This is a genomic window from Vibrio sp. 11986-1-5, from assembly GCF_963878025.1.
In the GTDB taxonomy this organism is placed as follows: Bacteria; Pseudomonadota; Gammaproteobacteria; order Enterobacterales; family Vibrionaceae; genus Vibrio; species Vibrio injensis.
Window position 1 is genome coordinate 1 of sequence record NZ_CAWNVW010000001.1, and the last position, 15,234, is coordinate 15,234.

General features: G+C 42.1%; 14 protein-coding genes. 8 read left to right on the plus strand and 6 right to left on the minus strand.

Annotated elements, in window-relative coordinates; genetic code table 11:
- The first annotated feature begins 436 nt into the window (after positions 1-436).
- The 3 genes from AACS00_RS00005 (at position 437) to AACS00_RS00015 (ending at position 2,932) form a co-directional block, all read left to right on the plus strand.
- Entirely contained in the window at positions 437-1,291 is an 855-nt protein-coding gene (locus AACS00_RS00005) for a co-chaperone YbbN (protein WP_110168090.1), read from the plus strand.
- Positions 1,292-1,537: 246 nt separating this feature from the next.
- Positions 1,538-2,461 (plus strand): SPFH domain-containing protein, encoded by a 924-nt coding sequence (locus AACS00_RS00010; RefSeq protein ID WP_110168091.1) that lies wholly within the window; start codon positions 1,538-1,540, stop codon positions 2,459-2,461.
- Positions 2,462-2,464: 3 nt separating this feature from the next.
- Complete coding sequence (locus AACS00_RS00015) at positions 2,465-2,932, plus strand: NfeD family protein (protein WP_072668630.1); 468 nt, start codon at positions 2,465-2,467, stop codon at positions 2,930-2,932.
- A gap of 142 nt (positions 2,933-3,074) precedes the next feature.
- Here AACS00_RS00015 and cueR read toward each other — a convergent pair whose 3' ends face one another.
- The 5 genes from cueR to zipA form a co-directional block, all read right to left on the minus strand.
- The gene (gene cueR, locus AACS00_RS00020) at positions 3,075-3,491 is read right to left on the minus strand and encodes a Cu(I)-responsive transcriptional regulator (RefSeq protein WP_110168149.1); all 417 of its coding nucleotides are present in this window, start codon (positions 3,489-3,491) and stop codon (positions 3,075-3,077) included.
- An 11-nt stretch (positions 3,492-3,502) separates the two neighbouring features.
- Positions 3,503-4,135, minus strand: a complete 633-nt coding sequence (locus AACS00_RS00025) for a DUF2057 family protein (protein WP_110168092.1) — start codon at positions 4,133-4,135, stop codon at positions 3,503-3,505.
- A 71-nt stretch (positions 4,136-4,206) separates the two neighbouring features.
- Positions 4,207-5,280 carry a porin gene (locus AACS00_RS00030; RefSeq protein ID WP_072668632.1) on the minus strand — a complete coding sequence of 358 codons (1,074 nt, stop codon included), beginning with the start codon at positions 5,278-5,280 and terminating at the stop codon, positions 4,207-4,209.
- Positions 5,281-5,748: 468 nt separating this feature from the next.
- Positions 5,749-7,758, minus strand: coding sequence for an NAD-dependent DNA ligase LigA (gene ligA, locus AACS00_RS00035; protein WP_110168093.1), 2,010 nt, complete (start codon positions 7,756-7,758; stop codon positions 5,749-5,751).
- A gap of 56 nt (positions 7,759-7,814) precedes the next feature.
- Positions 7,815-8,684 (minus strand): cell division protein ZipA, encoded by an 870-nt coding sequence (zipA, locus tag AACS00_RS00040; protein ID WP_110168094.1) that lies wholly within the window; start codon positions 8,682-8,684, stop codon positions 7,815-7,817.
- A gap of 221 nt (positions 8,685-8,905) precedes the next feature.
- Between zipA and cysZ the strand changes: the two genes are divergently transcribed.
- The 5 genes from cysZ (at position 8,906) to crr (ending at position 13,906) form a co-directional block, all read left to right on the plus strand.
- Complete coding sequence (gene cysZ / locus AACS00_RS00045; protein ID WP_110168095.1) at positions 8,906-9,679, plus strand: sulfate transporter CysZ; 774 nt, start codon at positions 8,906-8,908, stop codon at positions 9,677-9,679.
- Positions 9,680-9,872: 193 nt separating this feature from the next.
- On the plus strand, positions 9,873-10,841 hold the full coding sequence (gene cysK, locus AACS00_RS00050) for a cysteine synthase A (protein WP_110168096.1): 969 nt from the start codon (positions 9,873-9,875) through the stop codon (positions 10,839-10,841).
- Positions 10,842-11,138: 297 nt separating this feature from the next.
- Complete coding sequence (locus tag AACS00_RS00055) at positions 11,139-11,396, plus strand: HPr family phosphocarrier protein (RefSeq protein ID WP_004395710.1); 258 nt, start codon at positions 11,139-11,141, stop codon at positions 11,394-11,396.
- Between the two features lie 146 nt (positions 11,397-11,542).
- Entirely contained in the window at positions 11,543-13,267 is a 1,725-nt protein-coding gene (gene ptsI / locus AACS00_RS00060) for a phosphoenolpyruvate-protein phosphotransferase PtsI (RefSeq protein ID WP_110168097.1), read from the plus strand.
- A 129-nt stretch (positions 13,268-13,396) separates the two neighbouring features.
- Entirely contained in the window at positions 13,397-13,906 is a 510-nt protein-coding gene (gene crr, locus AACS00_RS00065) for a PTS glucose transporter subunit IIA (RefSeq protein WP_072668639.1), read from the plus strand.
- Between the two features lie 83 nt (positions 13,907-13,989).
- On the opposite strand, the gene AACS00_RS00070 is transcribed toward crr, so the two are convergent.
- Positions 13,990-15,144 carry a 2-octaprenyl-3-methyl-6-methoxy-1,4-benzoquinol hydroxylase gene (locus AACS00_RS00070; protein ID WP_110168098.1) on the minus strand — a complete coding sequence of 385 codons (1,155 nt, stop codon included), beginning with the start codon at positions 15,142-15,144 and terminating at the stop codon, positions 13,990-13,992.
- Positions 15,145-15,234 lie beyond the last annotated feature (90 nt).

Below are 15,234 nucleotides of genomic sequence, written 5' to 3' on the forward strand. Positions count from 1 at the left end.
AAAATATCGAGTTCGCACATCTTGTTGTCTGGTTATTGATTTTTGGCGAAACCATTTGATCATACGACAAGATGTGTATCTACCTTAACTTGATGATTTTTATCAAAATCATTAGGGGATTCCTCAGTACTGAGCACCTCCTTCTAAACATATTCTGAATGATGGATTGATATTCTCTGCAATCATCATTTAGGAAAGGCATTGAGTATGACCCAAATGACATTAAATCAATGGAATTGGCTCGGTGTCATGATTGTTTTGGCACTGCTAATTCTTTTTTAACACCTTTGCTTGCTGTTTTGACAAAAAACCACTTCGGTGGTTTTTTTGCACGACCTAAAGAAATGCTTCATCTTTCATGTTATTCACCAGTCTTGAGTTTTGCTTCTTTACCCCCCATTTGTTTAACAATGCCTCCATGCAATAAGGAATGATCATGCTCCCTAATCATCATAGTGATGTCTCTGCACACAATTTTCAGGAAATACTGGCCAATTCAGCTCATCAACCTGTATTATTTTATTTTTGGGCTCCCATCAGTGATGAAAGTGCTCAACTACTCCCAGAGCTACAACAACTTGCCCAGCAATACGCTGGCGCCTTCCAATTAGCTACCTTAAATTGCCAGCAAGAGCAGCATATCGCGGCTCAATTTGGTATTCAGGCACTACCAACCATTGCATTATTTATTAATGGCCAACCGGTGGATGGATTAGGTGGACCACAGCCGCTTAGTGCCATCATCGACATGCTCGATAAACACTTACCTAGCCAAGAAGAGCGTACGGTTCAACAAGCATTACAACTCGTTAAGCAGCAAGACTATACACAAGCGTTACCGTTACTCCTCGAGCTCAGTGAAACTTGGCAAAACCAAGGTGAAGTTAAGCTAGCATTAGCGGACTGCTTTATTGCCACTCGTCGTTTTGCCGAAGCCAAAACGTTGCTAGATAGCGTCCCTATGCAATATCAGCAAAGCGATTACAAACGTTTGTTGGCACAAATTGAATTGTATGAACAAGCCGCAGAAAGCCCAGCGATTAAAGAGCTAGAAGAAGTGTTAGCGCAAGATAGTACCAATGCGACTATTGCTAATGAATTGGCCTCTCAATACCATCAAGTCCAACGTGATGAAGATGCACTAGAACTACTCTGGCGCTTTTTAGAACGTGATTTAACACTATTAGATGGTGAAATGAAAAAGACATTTATGGATATTCTAAGTGCTTTAGGTCAAGGTAATCCAACTGCGGCTCGTTATCGTCGACTGCTTTATTCTCAACTTTATTGATATCTTAACCCAGCCGATAACGCTATCTTTAGTAAAAGATAGCGTTAAATTTATCATTTATTTTTACTCTTTTATCTTGCGTCTCTCCTCTCGTCATTAATCAGTCAGCTCTCATTAGCCTCTAGTTTTTAATGCTAATGATTGCCTATTCCAGTGTTCTGATAGACAATGATTTGGGAATTTTTATATTGGCACTTAAGCAACGTAAAAACGTTGTCGCAAGTTCTATAACTCAAAGGGAACGTCATGGCTATTGATTCATTGATTACAATCGGCATATTTGTCTTCGTCGCCATTGTATTTATTATGTCGGCAGTAAAAACCGTCACTCAAGGTAACAACTGGACCGTAGAACGTTTCGGTCGTTACACCCATACACTCCGTCCCGGCTTAAACATTATTGTTCCATTTGTTGATAAAGTCGGTAGACGCATCAATATGATGGAGCGTGTTCTCGACATTCCAGCTCAAGAAGTGATCAGCAAAGACAACGCTAGTGTCGTCATCGATGCCGTCTGTTTTGTTCAGGTTATTGATGCAGCCAAAGCCGCTTATGAAGTAACAGATTTAGAGCACGCCATTCGTAACCTCACATTAACCAATATGCGGACAGTACTTGGTTCTATGGAACTGGATGAAATGCTCAGTCAGCGTGACATGATTAATACCAAGTTATTAACTATCATTGATCAAGCAACCAGTCCTTGGGGCGTAAAAATTACTCGTATTGAAATCAAAGATGTTCAACCACCAGCTGATCTTACTGCTGCAATGAACGCGCAAATGAAAGCCGAACGGAATAAACGTGCAGAAGTTCTCGAAGCAGAAGGGATTCGCCAAGCACAAATTTTACGCGCCGAAGGTCAAAAACAGTCTGAAATTCTTAAAGCCGAAGGTGATAAGCAGGCTGCAATATTACAAGCAGAGGCTCGTGAACGCGCCGCAGAAGCAGAAGCGAAAGCCACTAGCATGGTTTCTGAAGCCATTGCGAAAGGGGATATGCAAGCCGTCAATTACTTTATTGCTCAAGGCTATACCGATGCTCTAAAATCTATTGGCCAAGCAGAAAATAGCAAAATCATTATGCTGCCACTGGAAGCAACCGGCTTGATGGGGTCTATTGCTGGGGTCGCAGAAATGTTCAAACATTCAGCAGAGAAAAAGGGATAACGCTTGATTGAATGGCTCGCTCAATTTAATTACTGGCATTGGTTAGCCTTAGGGCTAGCCTTATTGGCTGTCGAACTGTTAGGAACAGCAGGCTATTTCTTATGGCTTGGTCTGTCTGCTCTTTTGGTTGGCCTAGTTATGCTGCTAATCCCGATAGGTTGGCAGTTACAGTGGATGACGTTTGCCAGCTTTGTACTATTAACTACTTGGCTTTGGTGGCGTCGCCAGTTTAAAGCTGATCGAAATAGTGATGCTCAACGTTCGCTGAATCAAAAAGAAAAGCAATTGATTGGGCGACGCCTATTGCTCACTGAACCCGTAAAAGCGCAGGTGGTCACTCGATTACAATTAGGTGATAGCACGTGGTCAGCAATCAGTGACCAAGATATTGCGGCTCAGTGTATGGTAGAGGTTGTTGCTCTTGATGGTATTACGCTTAAAATTAAACCTTATCAGCCTTTAGAAAAATAAGTAGCTACTTTGAGTGAGAGCTAAGAATAACTCTCACACTCTCTATATGAAGATAGACTCACTGTATTAATTAAGATAAATCAACGTAGCCTATGCTGCTGCAGCTTCAAGTCAGAAGTAGACCGTAGAAAACGATAAAAATCTACGTGCTCTTATCGTCAACATCTTTACAAGAACCCTTCAATTCTTTAATGATCGGACAATCATGTCCTTCATCACCGGGACAAGATGCAATCCACTCTTCAAGCTGCCGCTTAATCAAGGTGAGTTCAGTCAGTTTACTCGAGACTTCCTGCAACTTTTCTTGTGCTCGCGCACGCACCGCTGCGCGCGTGCGCTGTGGATCATTGGCCAGTGTGAGCATAGCTTTACACTCATCCAGACTAAAACCTACTCGCCGACAGCGAGCAATTAATAATAAATCATCGACATGCTGTGGTGTGTAAGTTCGGTAACCACTTGCAGATCGTAATGGCACAGTGATCAGACCTTTCTCTTCATATAAACGAATCGATTTAGCACTTAATCCTGTTAATTTAGCAACTTGGCTAATATTCATCATATTTTTAATTATTGGCTTACTGCCCAAGATAAGAAAGATTTCTGTTGCTTTTCATCTAGCTCAAGATAAATTTTTTGAATCTCTTTTAATTTATCTATATCAATTGGAGTCTCTTTTACTAATGATTTAGGGTGTACCGTAGGACTAATCATCGATAAATCGTTTATCGCAGCTTTACTCCCCGAGCGATTAAATTGACGAAGTTGTTTCGTGTAATCTCCCATAAAAGAAAATGAACGACCAGGTATAAAATCTTGAGTAATAATAAGATCTCCTTGGGTGATTTCTACATTTAAACTCGGATAACGATCAAATTCCCTAGCATTGCTTTCATCCCGAATAGTCATTGCTGATGCTAAGTTAACGACTCCAGAATCGCCAACCACTTTTAATACCATGAGTGGAGATTTATATTTATTTTGCTTGCCTGACATCTGAATTATTCGCTCAGTTCGTACAAGTAACTGATGTTCACCTGGCTCTAAAGTCAATTCAGCTCGATGCCCAAAACTAACACCTTCTGATTCACCATTTACGGCCAACAATTGAATATCACGATCAAAATTAACATTAATTACCGCATATCCGTTAAACGAAATACTCAATAATGAAATAAGTAAACTAATAGGTAAAATTTTCATAGGACATCCTTAAAATGAAATGGCGAGCCAAAGCTCGCCTTATACTCTACAGCTCAATAATCTAGCTTCGCTTAGAAGTAGTATTCTACACCTACAGAGTATTCATCATAATCCGCTGATTTCCAGCGACCATTATATGAGTTACCAAAATCAAGAGTACGAGCTCGTGCATATAGTACAGCTGACGGGTCTACGAAATATAGCGCTTGCACAGAGAGCACATCATCATCGGAGCCTTTTAACTTACTACCGCCGACTTTTAGCTCATCATTTTTGGCATAACCTAGCTTAAACTGCCAATCACCTGTCGTATAAGCTAAACCGGCTGAATACGCATTTTGTTTCTCTTTATCACCAGCGACAGGTTTCGCTTCCATCATCTTATATTGCGCATAGAAGGAAAGTCCATTATCAAACCATCCTTGAACACCAAATAGATAGGCATCATTATCCCATTCAGTGCTTTCTTTTGCTACGTCGCGGTTACCTTCATAAGCTAAATCAAATTGGAAAACAGAAACTTTATAATGCGCCGCGGCACCTATCCAATAATCTTTACCATCGCCTTTCTGTGCGCCATCTTTACCGGCCATACCATAGGCTAGATTAAAAGATAGGCTATCTGCAAATGTTGGTGTATCCCAACGAATAGTATTTGAAGCACGGTCTTGGTGCTTAGTGCCACCGATAGCACCACCCCAGTCGTATACATCACCTAAACCAGGGTTAGATGCAGGCCAGTCCACCAATTCGTAAAGAGGTGACAAAACTCGACCTAAACGAACAGTACCATAACTATCATGTTTAAAACCAACAAAGGTATCACGAGCACCTAGTTCAGAACCCGGATCAGAGAACGACGGATCAACATATCCAGCCTCAATTTGCCAAATAAAAGTTGATTCAATATTTTTGAAGTCTTTCTCACCACGGAAACCAATTCGAGACTCATTATTAAGCTGAGAGCCTCCTAACTTATCATCCGTTTCTTTATTACCAGCATCGTAATCTCGGTAAGCGGCTTGTAATGCGATAACGCCATAGACCTCATAGTTATCTGCTGCAGAAACATTAAATGCGATACCAGATGCAAGCATTGTTGCAACTGCTGCACCGACTAAGGAAGGTTTAAAATATTTGTCCATGGAAAACTCCTAAAAATGGATATAGCTGTTTTTATGTTTTCCCCCAAAAGTTGGCCGCCGAAGGGAGAAAGCTTTTCCTTGTATGAGAATAAGTACTATCTCTCATCACTATCTGCATACACATTGTGTATCCATGCATTAAGACTATCTGGATAGGGTAAAACATCAATCAGATCTTAATTTTTAACTAAAAAAATATGAGCCATAACAAATTTTAAGCGAGTAAGTGATCCAGATCGAATAATTAACACATTAAACAATAAATAAAAAAATAATTTAATTAACAATGACTTAAAAATAAAAATAATTAAATAATTGAAGTAGGTCGCATTGCTCAAAAATAGAAAGTGACAAAATAGTTACATTCAATCTCACTAATTTCTCCTTATAAATTAAGTTATTTTGGGCAATAAAAAACCCTTAGTCATTGATCAAGTGGCTAAGGGTTGTCGTTAGCATTTAAAATCGTTAGGAGAGGAGATCCAACAAATCTTGCTCAGAAAATATCTCGATTCCCAGCTCTTGAGCCTTAACTAATTTAGATCCTGCCGCCTCGCCCGCAAACAGCATATCGGTGTTTTTTGATACACTACCAGTCACTTTGGCCCCTAAGCTTTGTAAAGCCGCTTTAGCTTCATTGCGTGATAATTGAACCAGAGATCCCGTTAATACCACCGTTTTCCCAGCCAGAGGTTGTGGTTTTGCAGCATCTTGAGGCTCAATATCAGGCCAAGTTACGCCTAAATCTCTTAGTTCTTGCACAACACGTTGATTCTTTTCCTGACTAAAGAAAGCATGCACATGGCTCGCCACAATCACTCCTACATCTTGAACTTCAATTAATTGTTCTATAGACGCTTGGCTGATCGCTTCCAAAGTACAAAAATGTTGAGCCAGATTCATCGCTGTAGCTTCGCCAACTTCACGGATACCTAGGGCATATAAAAATCGTGCTAAGGTCGTATGCTTAGCGTTAATTAGTGCCTGAGTGATATTTTGAGCAGATTTAGGGCCCATTCTATCTAATACCGTTAACTCACCTGCTCGGAGTTTAAATAAATCGGCTGGCGTTTCGACCATTTCTCGCTCAACGAGCTGCTCAATGACTTTATCGCCTAAACCGTCTACATCCATTGCTTTGCGTGATACAAAGTGCTTTAACGCTTCTTTACGTTGTGCTTGACATACTAAGCCGCCAGTACAGCGAGCAACCGCTTCGCCCTCAACTCGCTCTACATCAGATTGACAAACTGGACAATGACTAGGGAAAATTATCGGTTGAGCCTCCTGGGGGCGACGTTCTAACACGACGGAAACAATTTGTGGGATCACGTCCCCAGCACGACGAACAATCACTGTGTCACCAACCATGACGCCTAATCGCTCGATCTCATCCGCGTTATGTAACGTCGCATTGCTGACTGTCACACCGCCGACAAATATCGGTTCTAACTTAGCAACAGGCGTGATGGCTCCGGTTCTTCCTACTTGAAATTCAACTTCATTTAAGCGAGTCATTTCCTCTTGAGCTGGGAACTTATAAGCAATCGCCCAGCGAGGAGCCCGAGCAACAAATCCCAATTTCTCTTGCAGTGCAATATCATCAACTTTAATTACCACACCATCAATTTCGTAAGGCAAATCCGCTCGTTTTGCCATGATAGTTTGATAGTAATCTTTAACTTGCGCCGCGTTTTCTACCCGCTGCGTCTCAGGACTAACCGGAAGCCCCCAGCTTTTTAACTGTAAAAAACGTTCATAATGACTGGTCGATAACTCAGCACCTTCAACCACACCAACACTGTAAGCATAAAAAGCTAAAGGACGCTTAGCGGTAATACGAGAATCCAGTTGGCGCAAACTCCCAGCCGCCGCATTACGTGGGTTAACAAACACCTTTTGACCTTTTTTCAGTGCTTGAGCGTTCATCCGCTCAAAACCCTCTTTAGGCATAAACACTTCACCTCGAACTTCAATCCGTGAAGGCCATCCAGTGCCAGAGAGTTTAAGTGGGATCGATTTGATGGTACGTACATTTTCAGTGATGTTCTCACCTGTCGTACCATCGCCACGAGTCGCAGCTTGAGTCAATCGACCATCCACATACAATAAGCTAACGGCTAACCCATCCAATTTAGGCTCACAACAAAAACGAGTATGCTGAGTGGCAGCAACTCGCTCACCGATACGACGAAAAAAGTTATCCAACTCACTATCAGCAAAGGCATTATCTAACGATAACATCGGTCTTTCATGAGTAACGGCTTCGAAACTCGATAACGGCGCTCCGCCAACACGCTGACTAGGAGAATCTTCGCTTATCCACTGTGGATATTGCGCTTCAATTTCTAATAACTCCTGCATCAACCGATCATATTCAGCATCTGGAATGGTTGGGGCATCTTCCACGTAATAACGTATCGCATGTTCATTCAGGATCTGCCGTAACTCTTGTAATCTTTGCTCTACGCGTTGCATTGTTATTCTCTCGGATCATGAAAAAAGGCTCCGGTCGGAGCCTTAAGATAGGTTAATTATTTCTGTTTAAGCTTGAACTGTTGAATTTGTTTACGATATTCAGCCAGCCGATTGGGGGTCATCAAGTTGCGCGCATCATCTAAAACGTTAGCACCCATATCATCAGCAATTTGTTGGGCCGTTTTGAGCATTAACTTAAAGTTTTGCTCAGCATCACCGTAACAAGGTAAGGTCATAAAGAAAGAGATACCTTTGGTGGTAAATTCCGCTGGATCATCATGTTTTAATGTTCCCGGCTGTAACATATTAGCCACACTAAACAAAACTTTTCCCGTTCCCGATAAATCAGCATGACGGTGATAGATGTCCAGCTCACCATACAGCAATCCATTTTGTTGGAAGCTATCAAACAATTTACTACCCACAAAAGGCTCAGCACCTGCGCAATGTACATTAAGCACAATCACCTGCATTTCAGGCTCTTCTTCTGGGATTTCATTTTGAGTAGAGGTAATGGCTTCAGATGAGTCTTCAACTACCGACGTATCAAGACGACGTTCCTCGTCAAAATCAACGTTTGGTTCAACTATTGCCTGTTCCGAGATAGTGTTGAGATCATGACTCAAAACGCTTTGTGCTGCGTCACTATTCTCTTGTAAATCATAATCAGCAATTAAAGGATCAATTTCATGACTGGTTAAACCAAAATCGGGCTCTCGGCGATCAGGGCGAGTGACTTCGTCATTCGACGTCACTTTCGCCTCTTTTACCGCCTTCTTATCTTGACGTTCAACATTGATACGCCCGAGCGGCTTATCGCCAAACTTCGACTTCCCTTCCTTTTTACTGGTCCAAAGACCATGAAACAATAAAGCGGCTATCGCTAGCCCGCCAACAATAATGAGTACGAATCGCAATTCCTGCATCTTAAACTCTCAGTGTTTCGGTGTTGATGTTCTGAGCTTTAACGCCTATGTTGAACGTCTGCCAAAGTGGGGTGTATCGAACTATAAGGTTACTTTACCAAAAGTTACCCCTGATTTAGAACAACTTAATGTTAGAAGTTACGTCTACAAGCGCATTTTTATTATTGTAAGCTTCAGTTACAATCTAAATTCTGCTTTTTACGTTCATATCGGAAGACATCATGTCCCCACGTTCTGGATTAGATTATTTTTTTGATGGTGTTCATCTGGCTTTTTCACCGGGCATCCGTCGCTTTACTTTACTCCCACTGATCATCAACTTACTGTTGGTTGGAACGGCTTTATATTACCTTTTTACTCACCTTAACGATTGGATAAACCAGTGGCTTAACGCTCTACCCAGTTTTTTATCTTGGCTATATTACCTACTTTGGCCATTGCTCACTATCACTATCCTCGGTACTTTTTCCTATTTTTTCAGCACGCTAGCTAATTTTATTGCTTCGCCTTTTCATGGCCTATTGGCCGAAAAGGTCGAGCAAAAAATAACCGGAGAAATCGAAAGCGATCTTAGCTTATTCTCTGTACTCAAGGACACGCCACGCATTCTTCTTCGTGAGGGACAAAAACTCCTTTACGTTATTCCTCGCGCACTAGGACTTTTCCTATTGTTACTCATTCCTGGTTTGGGACAAACGCTAGGGCCTGTTATCTGGTTTTTATTCACCGCTTGGATACTCGCCATCCAATACTGTGATTATTCCTTTGATAACCATAAAGTGGACTTTAACGTGATGCGTAAGCAATTAAAACAGAAACCAGGTAAAACCTATGGCTTTGGCATGGTAGTCGCGCTATTAACCACGATCCCTGTCGTAAATCTTTTTATTATGCCAATTGCAGTATGCGGAGCTACCGCCATGTGGGTTGGTGAGTTTAAATATTCTCACACCAACCACTCGGCCTCTGCCAGCAAGACTATATCCACCAAATAGATTAACGACCTAAATAATGAAATGAATAACGTAAGGCTATAAGCGAAGAGAATAAAGCCATCTGATAAATCGCTAATAAGTTATAACTTTTTAATCCTTTTACTTTTCTATCGAATCTCTATTCTTGACCAGTATCAACCAATTTGTAGCAACGCATCAACGATTGACCAATGCGTAATAAAGGGACAGCACAATGAGTAAAATTTACGAAGATAACTCTCTGACTATCGGTAACACGCCACTGGTTCGCCTAAACAAAGTCAGTAACGGTCGTGTATTAGCCAAAATTGAAGCGCGTAACCCAAGCTTCAGTGTTAAATGTCGTATTGGCGCTAACATGATTTGGGAAGCGGAAAAACAAGGCAAACTAAAAGAAGGGATTGAGCTAGTCGAACCAACCAGCGGCAACACTGGGGTTGCTTTAGCTTTTGTTGCTGCGGCCCGTGGTTACAAATTGACTTTAACCATGCCAGAATCAATGAGCCTTGAACGTCGTAAACTACTCAAAGCGCTTGGTGCTAACCTTGAATTGACTGAAGCGGCAAAAGGCATGAAAGGCGCTATTGCCAAAGCAGAAGAAATCGTCGCCAGCAACCCAAGTAAATACTTACTGCTTCAACAATTCGATAACCCGGCCAACCCTGCTATTCACGAAAAAACTACAGGCCCTGAGATCTGGCAAGCCACCGATGGTCAAATTGATGTCTTCGTTGCTGGGGTGGGTACTGGTGGTACTCTCACCGGAACAAGCCGTTATATTAAGGGTGAAAAAGGTAAAGCGATCATTTCTGTCGCCGTAGAACCAGCTGAATCACCAGTGATTAGTCAAGCCTTGGCAGGAGAAGACATTAAACCTGCACCGCACAAAATCCAAGGCATTGGAGCTGGCTTTATTCCAGGCAACTTAGATTTAGAACTGATTGACCGTGTAGAAACTGTAACGTCTGATGAAGCTATCGATATGGCTCGCCGCTTAATGGAAGAAGAAGGCATTTTAGCCGGAATCTCTTCAGGAGCAGCTGTTGTCGCGGCTAACCGCCTAGCTGAACTCCCTGAATTTGCTGGAAAAACCATTGTTACAGTGCTACCAAGCTCAGGAGAACGTTACCTTAGCACAGCACTCTTTGCTGGTATTTTTACTGAGAAAGAAAACCAACAGTAATAGGTGGTTAAATCAAATTTTCGTTTAAAAAAGCCCCATGCAGGGGCTTTTTTGTTGATCCTAGCCCCACCTTTGGTAATATCGGGATGTTTTATTTCTAGCTTCAAAATAAAGAAGCAGGCAAGATTAAAGTCAGGGCTGATTTCTGGTAAAACTCTACCTCAGCCGCTGATTGTTTTAAACTGAAATAAGCGCTACCACGAAAATCCCGTTACTCTGCTAGCAGAAATGGGCAGTAAAGGTTAAGCTTATCTAAGTGAACAACTTACAAAAACTACATTAATTGGGGTATAACACATGTACGAGAAGCAAGTAGAAATCACTGCAGAAAATGGTCTTCATACTCGTCCAGCTGCACAGTTTGTTAAAGAAGCAAAAGCATTCGATGCTGATATTACTGTGACTTCAAACGGTAAAAGCGCCAGCGCTAAAAGCTTATTTAAACTACAAACCCTTGGCCTAGTTAAAGGCACAGTGGTCTCTATCTCGGCTGAAGGCCCTCAAGCAAAAGAAGCCGTTGATCACCTAGTTGCCCTAATGGACCAACTTCACTAATCGACGCTCTCTATTTTAAATAAAGGTCATTTTGTTTGAACGACAAAATGGCCTTATTTGAAATATGATCAACAATAAACTACATATTATTGTTGATGCATCGTCTATATTCTCCCGTTTACAGTTGACCAATTTAAGGTAAGGCTATGATTTCAGGCATCCTAGCATCTCCAGGTATTGCTATCGGTAAAGCACTACTACTTCAAGAAGATGAAATAGTCCTAAACACAAACACCATCTCTGACGCAGAGGTAGCAGCAGAAATTGAGCGTTTTTACGACGCGCGCGCAAAATCATCAGCGCAGCTCACCGTCATTAAACAAAAAGCGCTTGAAACCTTTGGTGAAGAGAAAGAAGCCATCTTCGAAGGCCATATCATGCTACTTGAAGATGAAGAGCTAGAAGACGAAATTTTAGCCCTCATCAAAAATGATAAATTATCAGCAGATAACGCAATTTATACCGTGATTGAAGAGCAAGCCGCTGCTCTTGAATCGCTCGATGATGAATATTTGAAAGAGCGAGCGACCGATATTCGTGACATCGGCACCCGTTTTGTAAAAAATGCGCTCGGCATTAACATCGTGTCACTCAGCGATATTAATCAAGAAGTTATCTTGGTTGCTTACGATCTAACCCCTTCAGAAACCGCACAAATCAATCTTGACTACGTGCTTGGTTTTGCTTGTGACATTGGTGGCCGCACCTCACATACCTCAATCATGGCTCGCTCGCTAGAACTGCCTGCCATTGTGGGAACCAATAACATTACCAAACAAGTAAAAAATGGTGACATGCTAGTCATCGACGCGATTAACAACAAAATTTTTGTTAATCCAACCGAAGCCGAACTTGAGCAAGCCAAACAAGTTCAACACGCCTTCTTTGCAGAAAAAGAAGAGCTTGCCAAATTAAAAGACCTTCCAGCACAAACCCTTGATGGACATAGTGTTGAAGTGTGCGGCAACATTGGTACCGTAAAAGATTGTGATGGCATCATCCGTAATGGCGGAGAAGGTGTTGGTCTGTATCGTACCGAGTTCTTATTTATGGACCGTGACGCTCTGCCTACCGAAGAAGAACAGTATCAAGCTTATAAGCAAGTAGCCGAAGCCATGAAAGGCCAATCGGTCATTATCCGCACCATGGATATTGGCGGTGACAAAGATTTACCTTACATGGATTTACCAAAAGAAATGAACCCATTTTTGGGTTGGCGAGCAATCCGTATTAGCCTAGACCGCCGTGATATTCTACGCGATCAATTACGTGGCATTTTACGCGCGTCAGCACACGGCACATTGCGCATCATGTTCCCAATGATCATTTCAGTTGAAGAAATCCGTGAACTAAAAAAAGCCATCGAAGAATATAAAGCTGAGCTACGCAGCGAAGGGCTAGCATTCGACGAAAACATCGAAATTGGTGTAATGGTAGAGACACCAGCAGCGGCCGCTATCGCTCATCATTTAGCCAAAGAAGTGGCCTTCTTCTCGATTGGTACCAACGATTTGACCCAATATACTCTAGCAGTCGACCGTGGTAACGAAATGATTTCTCACCTCTACAACCCATTATCACCAGCGGTTTTAACGGTAATTAAACAGGTGATTGATGCCTCTCATGCCGAAGGCAAATGGACCGGAATGTGTGGTGAGCTTGCAGGAGATGAGCGAGCGACACTACTATTACTTGGTATGGGTTTAGATGAATTCTCGATGAGTGGTATTTCTATCCCTAAAGTAAAAAAAGTGATTCGCAACACCAATTTCGCAGAAGTTAAAGCCATGGCTGAATATGCGCTGTCATTACCGACTGCCGCTGAAATTGAAGCGTGTGTAGAAAAGTTCATCACCGAGAAGTGCCAATAAGTTATCAACCCCCTACAATAGGTGACGATTAGCAAACTCCTTGAAGGATATAAAAATAGTCGTCTATTGTTTGGGATTGGTATACTATACTGGTATAGAATAAATTTGAAACGTTAGGAGCATGACACAATGGGTCTGTTTGACAAACTTAAAAAGCTAGTCTCTGATGACAGCGCTGACGCAAGTGCAATTGAAATTATTGCACCGCTTTCTGGTGAAATTGTAAACATTGAAGATGTGCCAGATGTCGTGTTTGCCGAGAAAATCGTTGGTGATGGTATTGCGATTAAACCTGCGGGTAACAAGATGGTTGCTCCAGTAAACGGGACTATCGGTAAAATCTTCGAAACGAATCACGCATTCTCGATTGAATCTGATGATGGCGTTGAGCTGTTTGTTCACTTCGGTATTGATACCGTTGAATTGAAAGGCGAAGGCTTTAAGCGTATCGCTCAAGAAGGCCAATCAGTAAAAGTGGGCGACACAATTATTGAGTTCGATCTTGCTTTGCTAGAAGAAAAAGCCAAATCAACACTGACTCCGGTTGTTATCTCTAATATGGATGAGATTAAAGAACTGAGCAAGTTGTCAGGTTCTGTGACAGTTGGTGAAACTCCAGTACTTCGAGTAACTAAATAAGCGATTTATCGCTAAATTACACTCAAGACTGAAAAACGCTGCTACTATGGCAGCGTTTTTTTGTGGCTAGCCATTCTATCCACTTACAAACCAAGCGCGTAACGTAATACCTGCTGCTTAATCGGCCCCGTATGATCCGCCCCTTTCAATAAAGCATTGCGCATTACTTTTAGAGGTAACTTATTGTTACTGAAGGTTTTATAAAAAATATCCATCCCAGTTTGCATCAACAAGTTATCAGGACGACGCTGACGCTGATACTGTAAAAAATGAGTATCAGTAAACACTGAAACGTCTTTTGTTACTGCTAATAATACAGAAACATCTTTAAAACCGAGATTCACCCCCTGTCCGGCAAGAGGATTAATCGTGTGTGCAGCATCGCCAACTAAAATACACCCCTGCTTCACGTAACACTGAGCATGACGACGAGTGAGTGGAAAATGACCATGCTGCAACACTTCAATATCACCCAGCTCTTGTGGAAAATGGCTAAGGATCGCTTTTCTAAGTTGACTTAATGACAAATTCGCCAGTCGCTTAATCCGTTGCGGTGAGTCATACCACACCAGTGAAGCCTGATGACCCGTTAACGGTAAAAAAGATCGCGGCCCAGAAGGAAAAAACTGTTGCCAAGTAATATCTTGTTGTGGTTTTTCAGTCGCCACGTTGATCAACATACAGTGCTGACGATAATCCCAAGCCGTGATACCAATGTGTGCCATCTTTCTCACTAGTGATTGAGCGCCATCGGCCCCAATAATCCATTGGCTATGCAAAACCTGACCCGATTGTAAAGTGATCGCTTTGAGCTCAGAACTAAAATCAATATGACTGAGTTGATCGGGGCAAAATAGTGTCAAATGAGGATAAAGCGCAAACTGCTCCCATAATCCCAATTGAAGAATTCGGTTTTCAACCATAAAACCCAGTTGTGCTAACCCTAGCGAATCGCTCGAAAAACGTGTGCGACACTCTGGATGCTCCCAGGTTTCTAAACGACGATAGGGACAGAGACGCTTTTGTGCAATCGCTGGCCAAGCGCCTAACGACTGCAATAAGTCCACAGAGGTTTGCGAGATGGCTGAAATCCGGACATCCATCGGTTGCTCTGACGAAAATGGCTGCGGAGCGTAACCTTCGACTAACGCCACTCGTCGTCCTTGCTTTGCAAAACCCAAGGCAGCAGCAGCACCGACCATTCCACCACCGACCACAACAACATCAAATTTATTCATTCTCGACCCTTTGGGGTTACTCTTTTTTCTTAGCTCATTGTACGGAGTGAGTTTTTTTTTGCGAACATATTTATCGTAAAACCTTGCACA

Coding starts and splice junctions, on each gene's coding strand:
- AACS00_RS00005 (WP_110168090.1), top strand. CDS start 437: ATGCTCCCTAATCATCATAGTGATGTCTCTGCACACAATTTTCAGGAA.
- AACS00_RS00010 (WP_110168091.1), top strand. CDS start 1,538: ATGGCTATTGATTCATTGATTACAATCGGCATATTTGTCTTCGTCGCC.
- cueR (WP_110168149.1), bottom strand. CDS start 3,491: ATGAATATTAGCCAAGTTGCTAAATTAACAGGATTAAGTGCTAAATCG.
- AACS00_RS00025 (WP_110168092.1), bottom strand. CDS start 4,135: ATGAAAATTTTACCTATTAGTTTACTTATTTCATTATTGAGTATTTCG.
- AACS00_RS00030 (WP_072668632.1), bottom strand. CDS start 5,280: ATGGACAAATATTTTAAACCTTCCTTAGTCGGTGCAGCAGTTGCAACA.
- ligA (WP_110168093.1), bottom strand. CDS start 7,758: ATGCAACGCGTAGAGCAAAGATTACAAGAGTTACGGCAGATCCTGAAT.
- zipA (WP_110168094.1), bottom strand. CDS start 8,684: ATGCAGGAATTGCGATTCGTACTCATTATTGTTGGCGGGCTAGCGATA.
- cysZ (WP_110168095.1), top strand. CDS start 8,906: ATGTCCCCACGTTCTGGATTAGATTATTTTTTTGATGGTGTTCATCTG.
- cysK (WP_110168096.1), top strand. CDS start 9,873: ATGAGTAAAATTTACGAAGATAACTCTCTGACTATCGGTAACACGCCA.
- AACS00_RS00055 (WP_004395710.1), top strand. CDS start 11,139: ATGTACGAGAAGCAAGTAGAAATCACTGCAGAAAATGGTCTTCATACT.
- ptsI (WP_110168097.1), top strand. CDS start 11,543: ATGATTTCAGGCATCCTAGCATCTCCAGGTATTGCTATCGGTAAAGCA.
- crr (WP_072668639.1), top strand. CDS start 13,397: ATGGGTCTGTTTGACAAACTTAAAAAGCTAGTCTCTGATGACAGCGCT.
- AACS00_RS00070 (WP_110168098.1), bottom strand. CDS start 15,144: ATGAATAAATTTGATGTTGTTGTGGTCGGTGGTGGAATGGTCGGTGCT.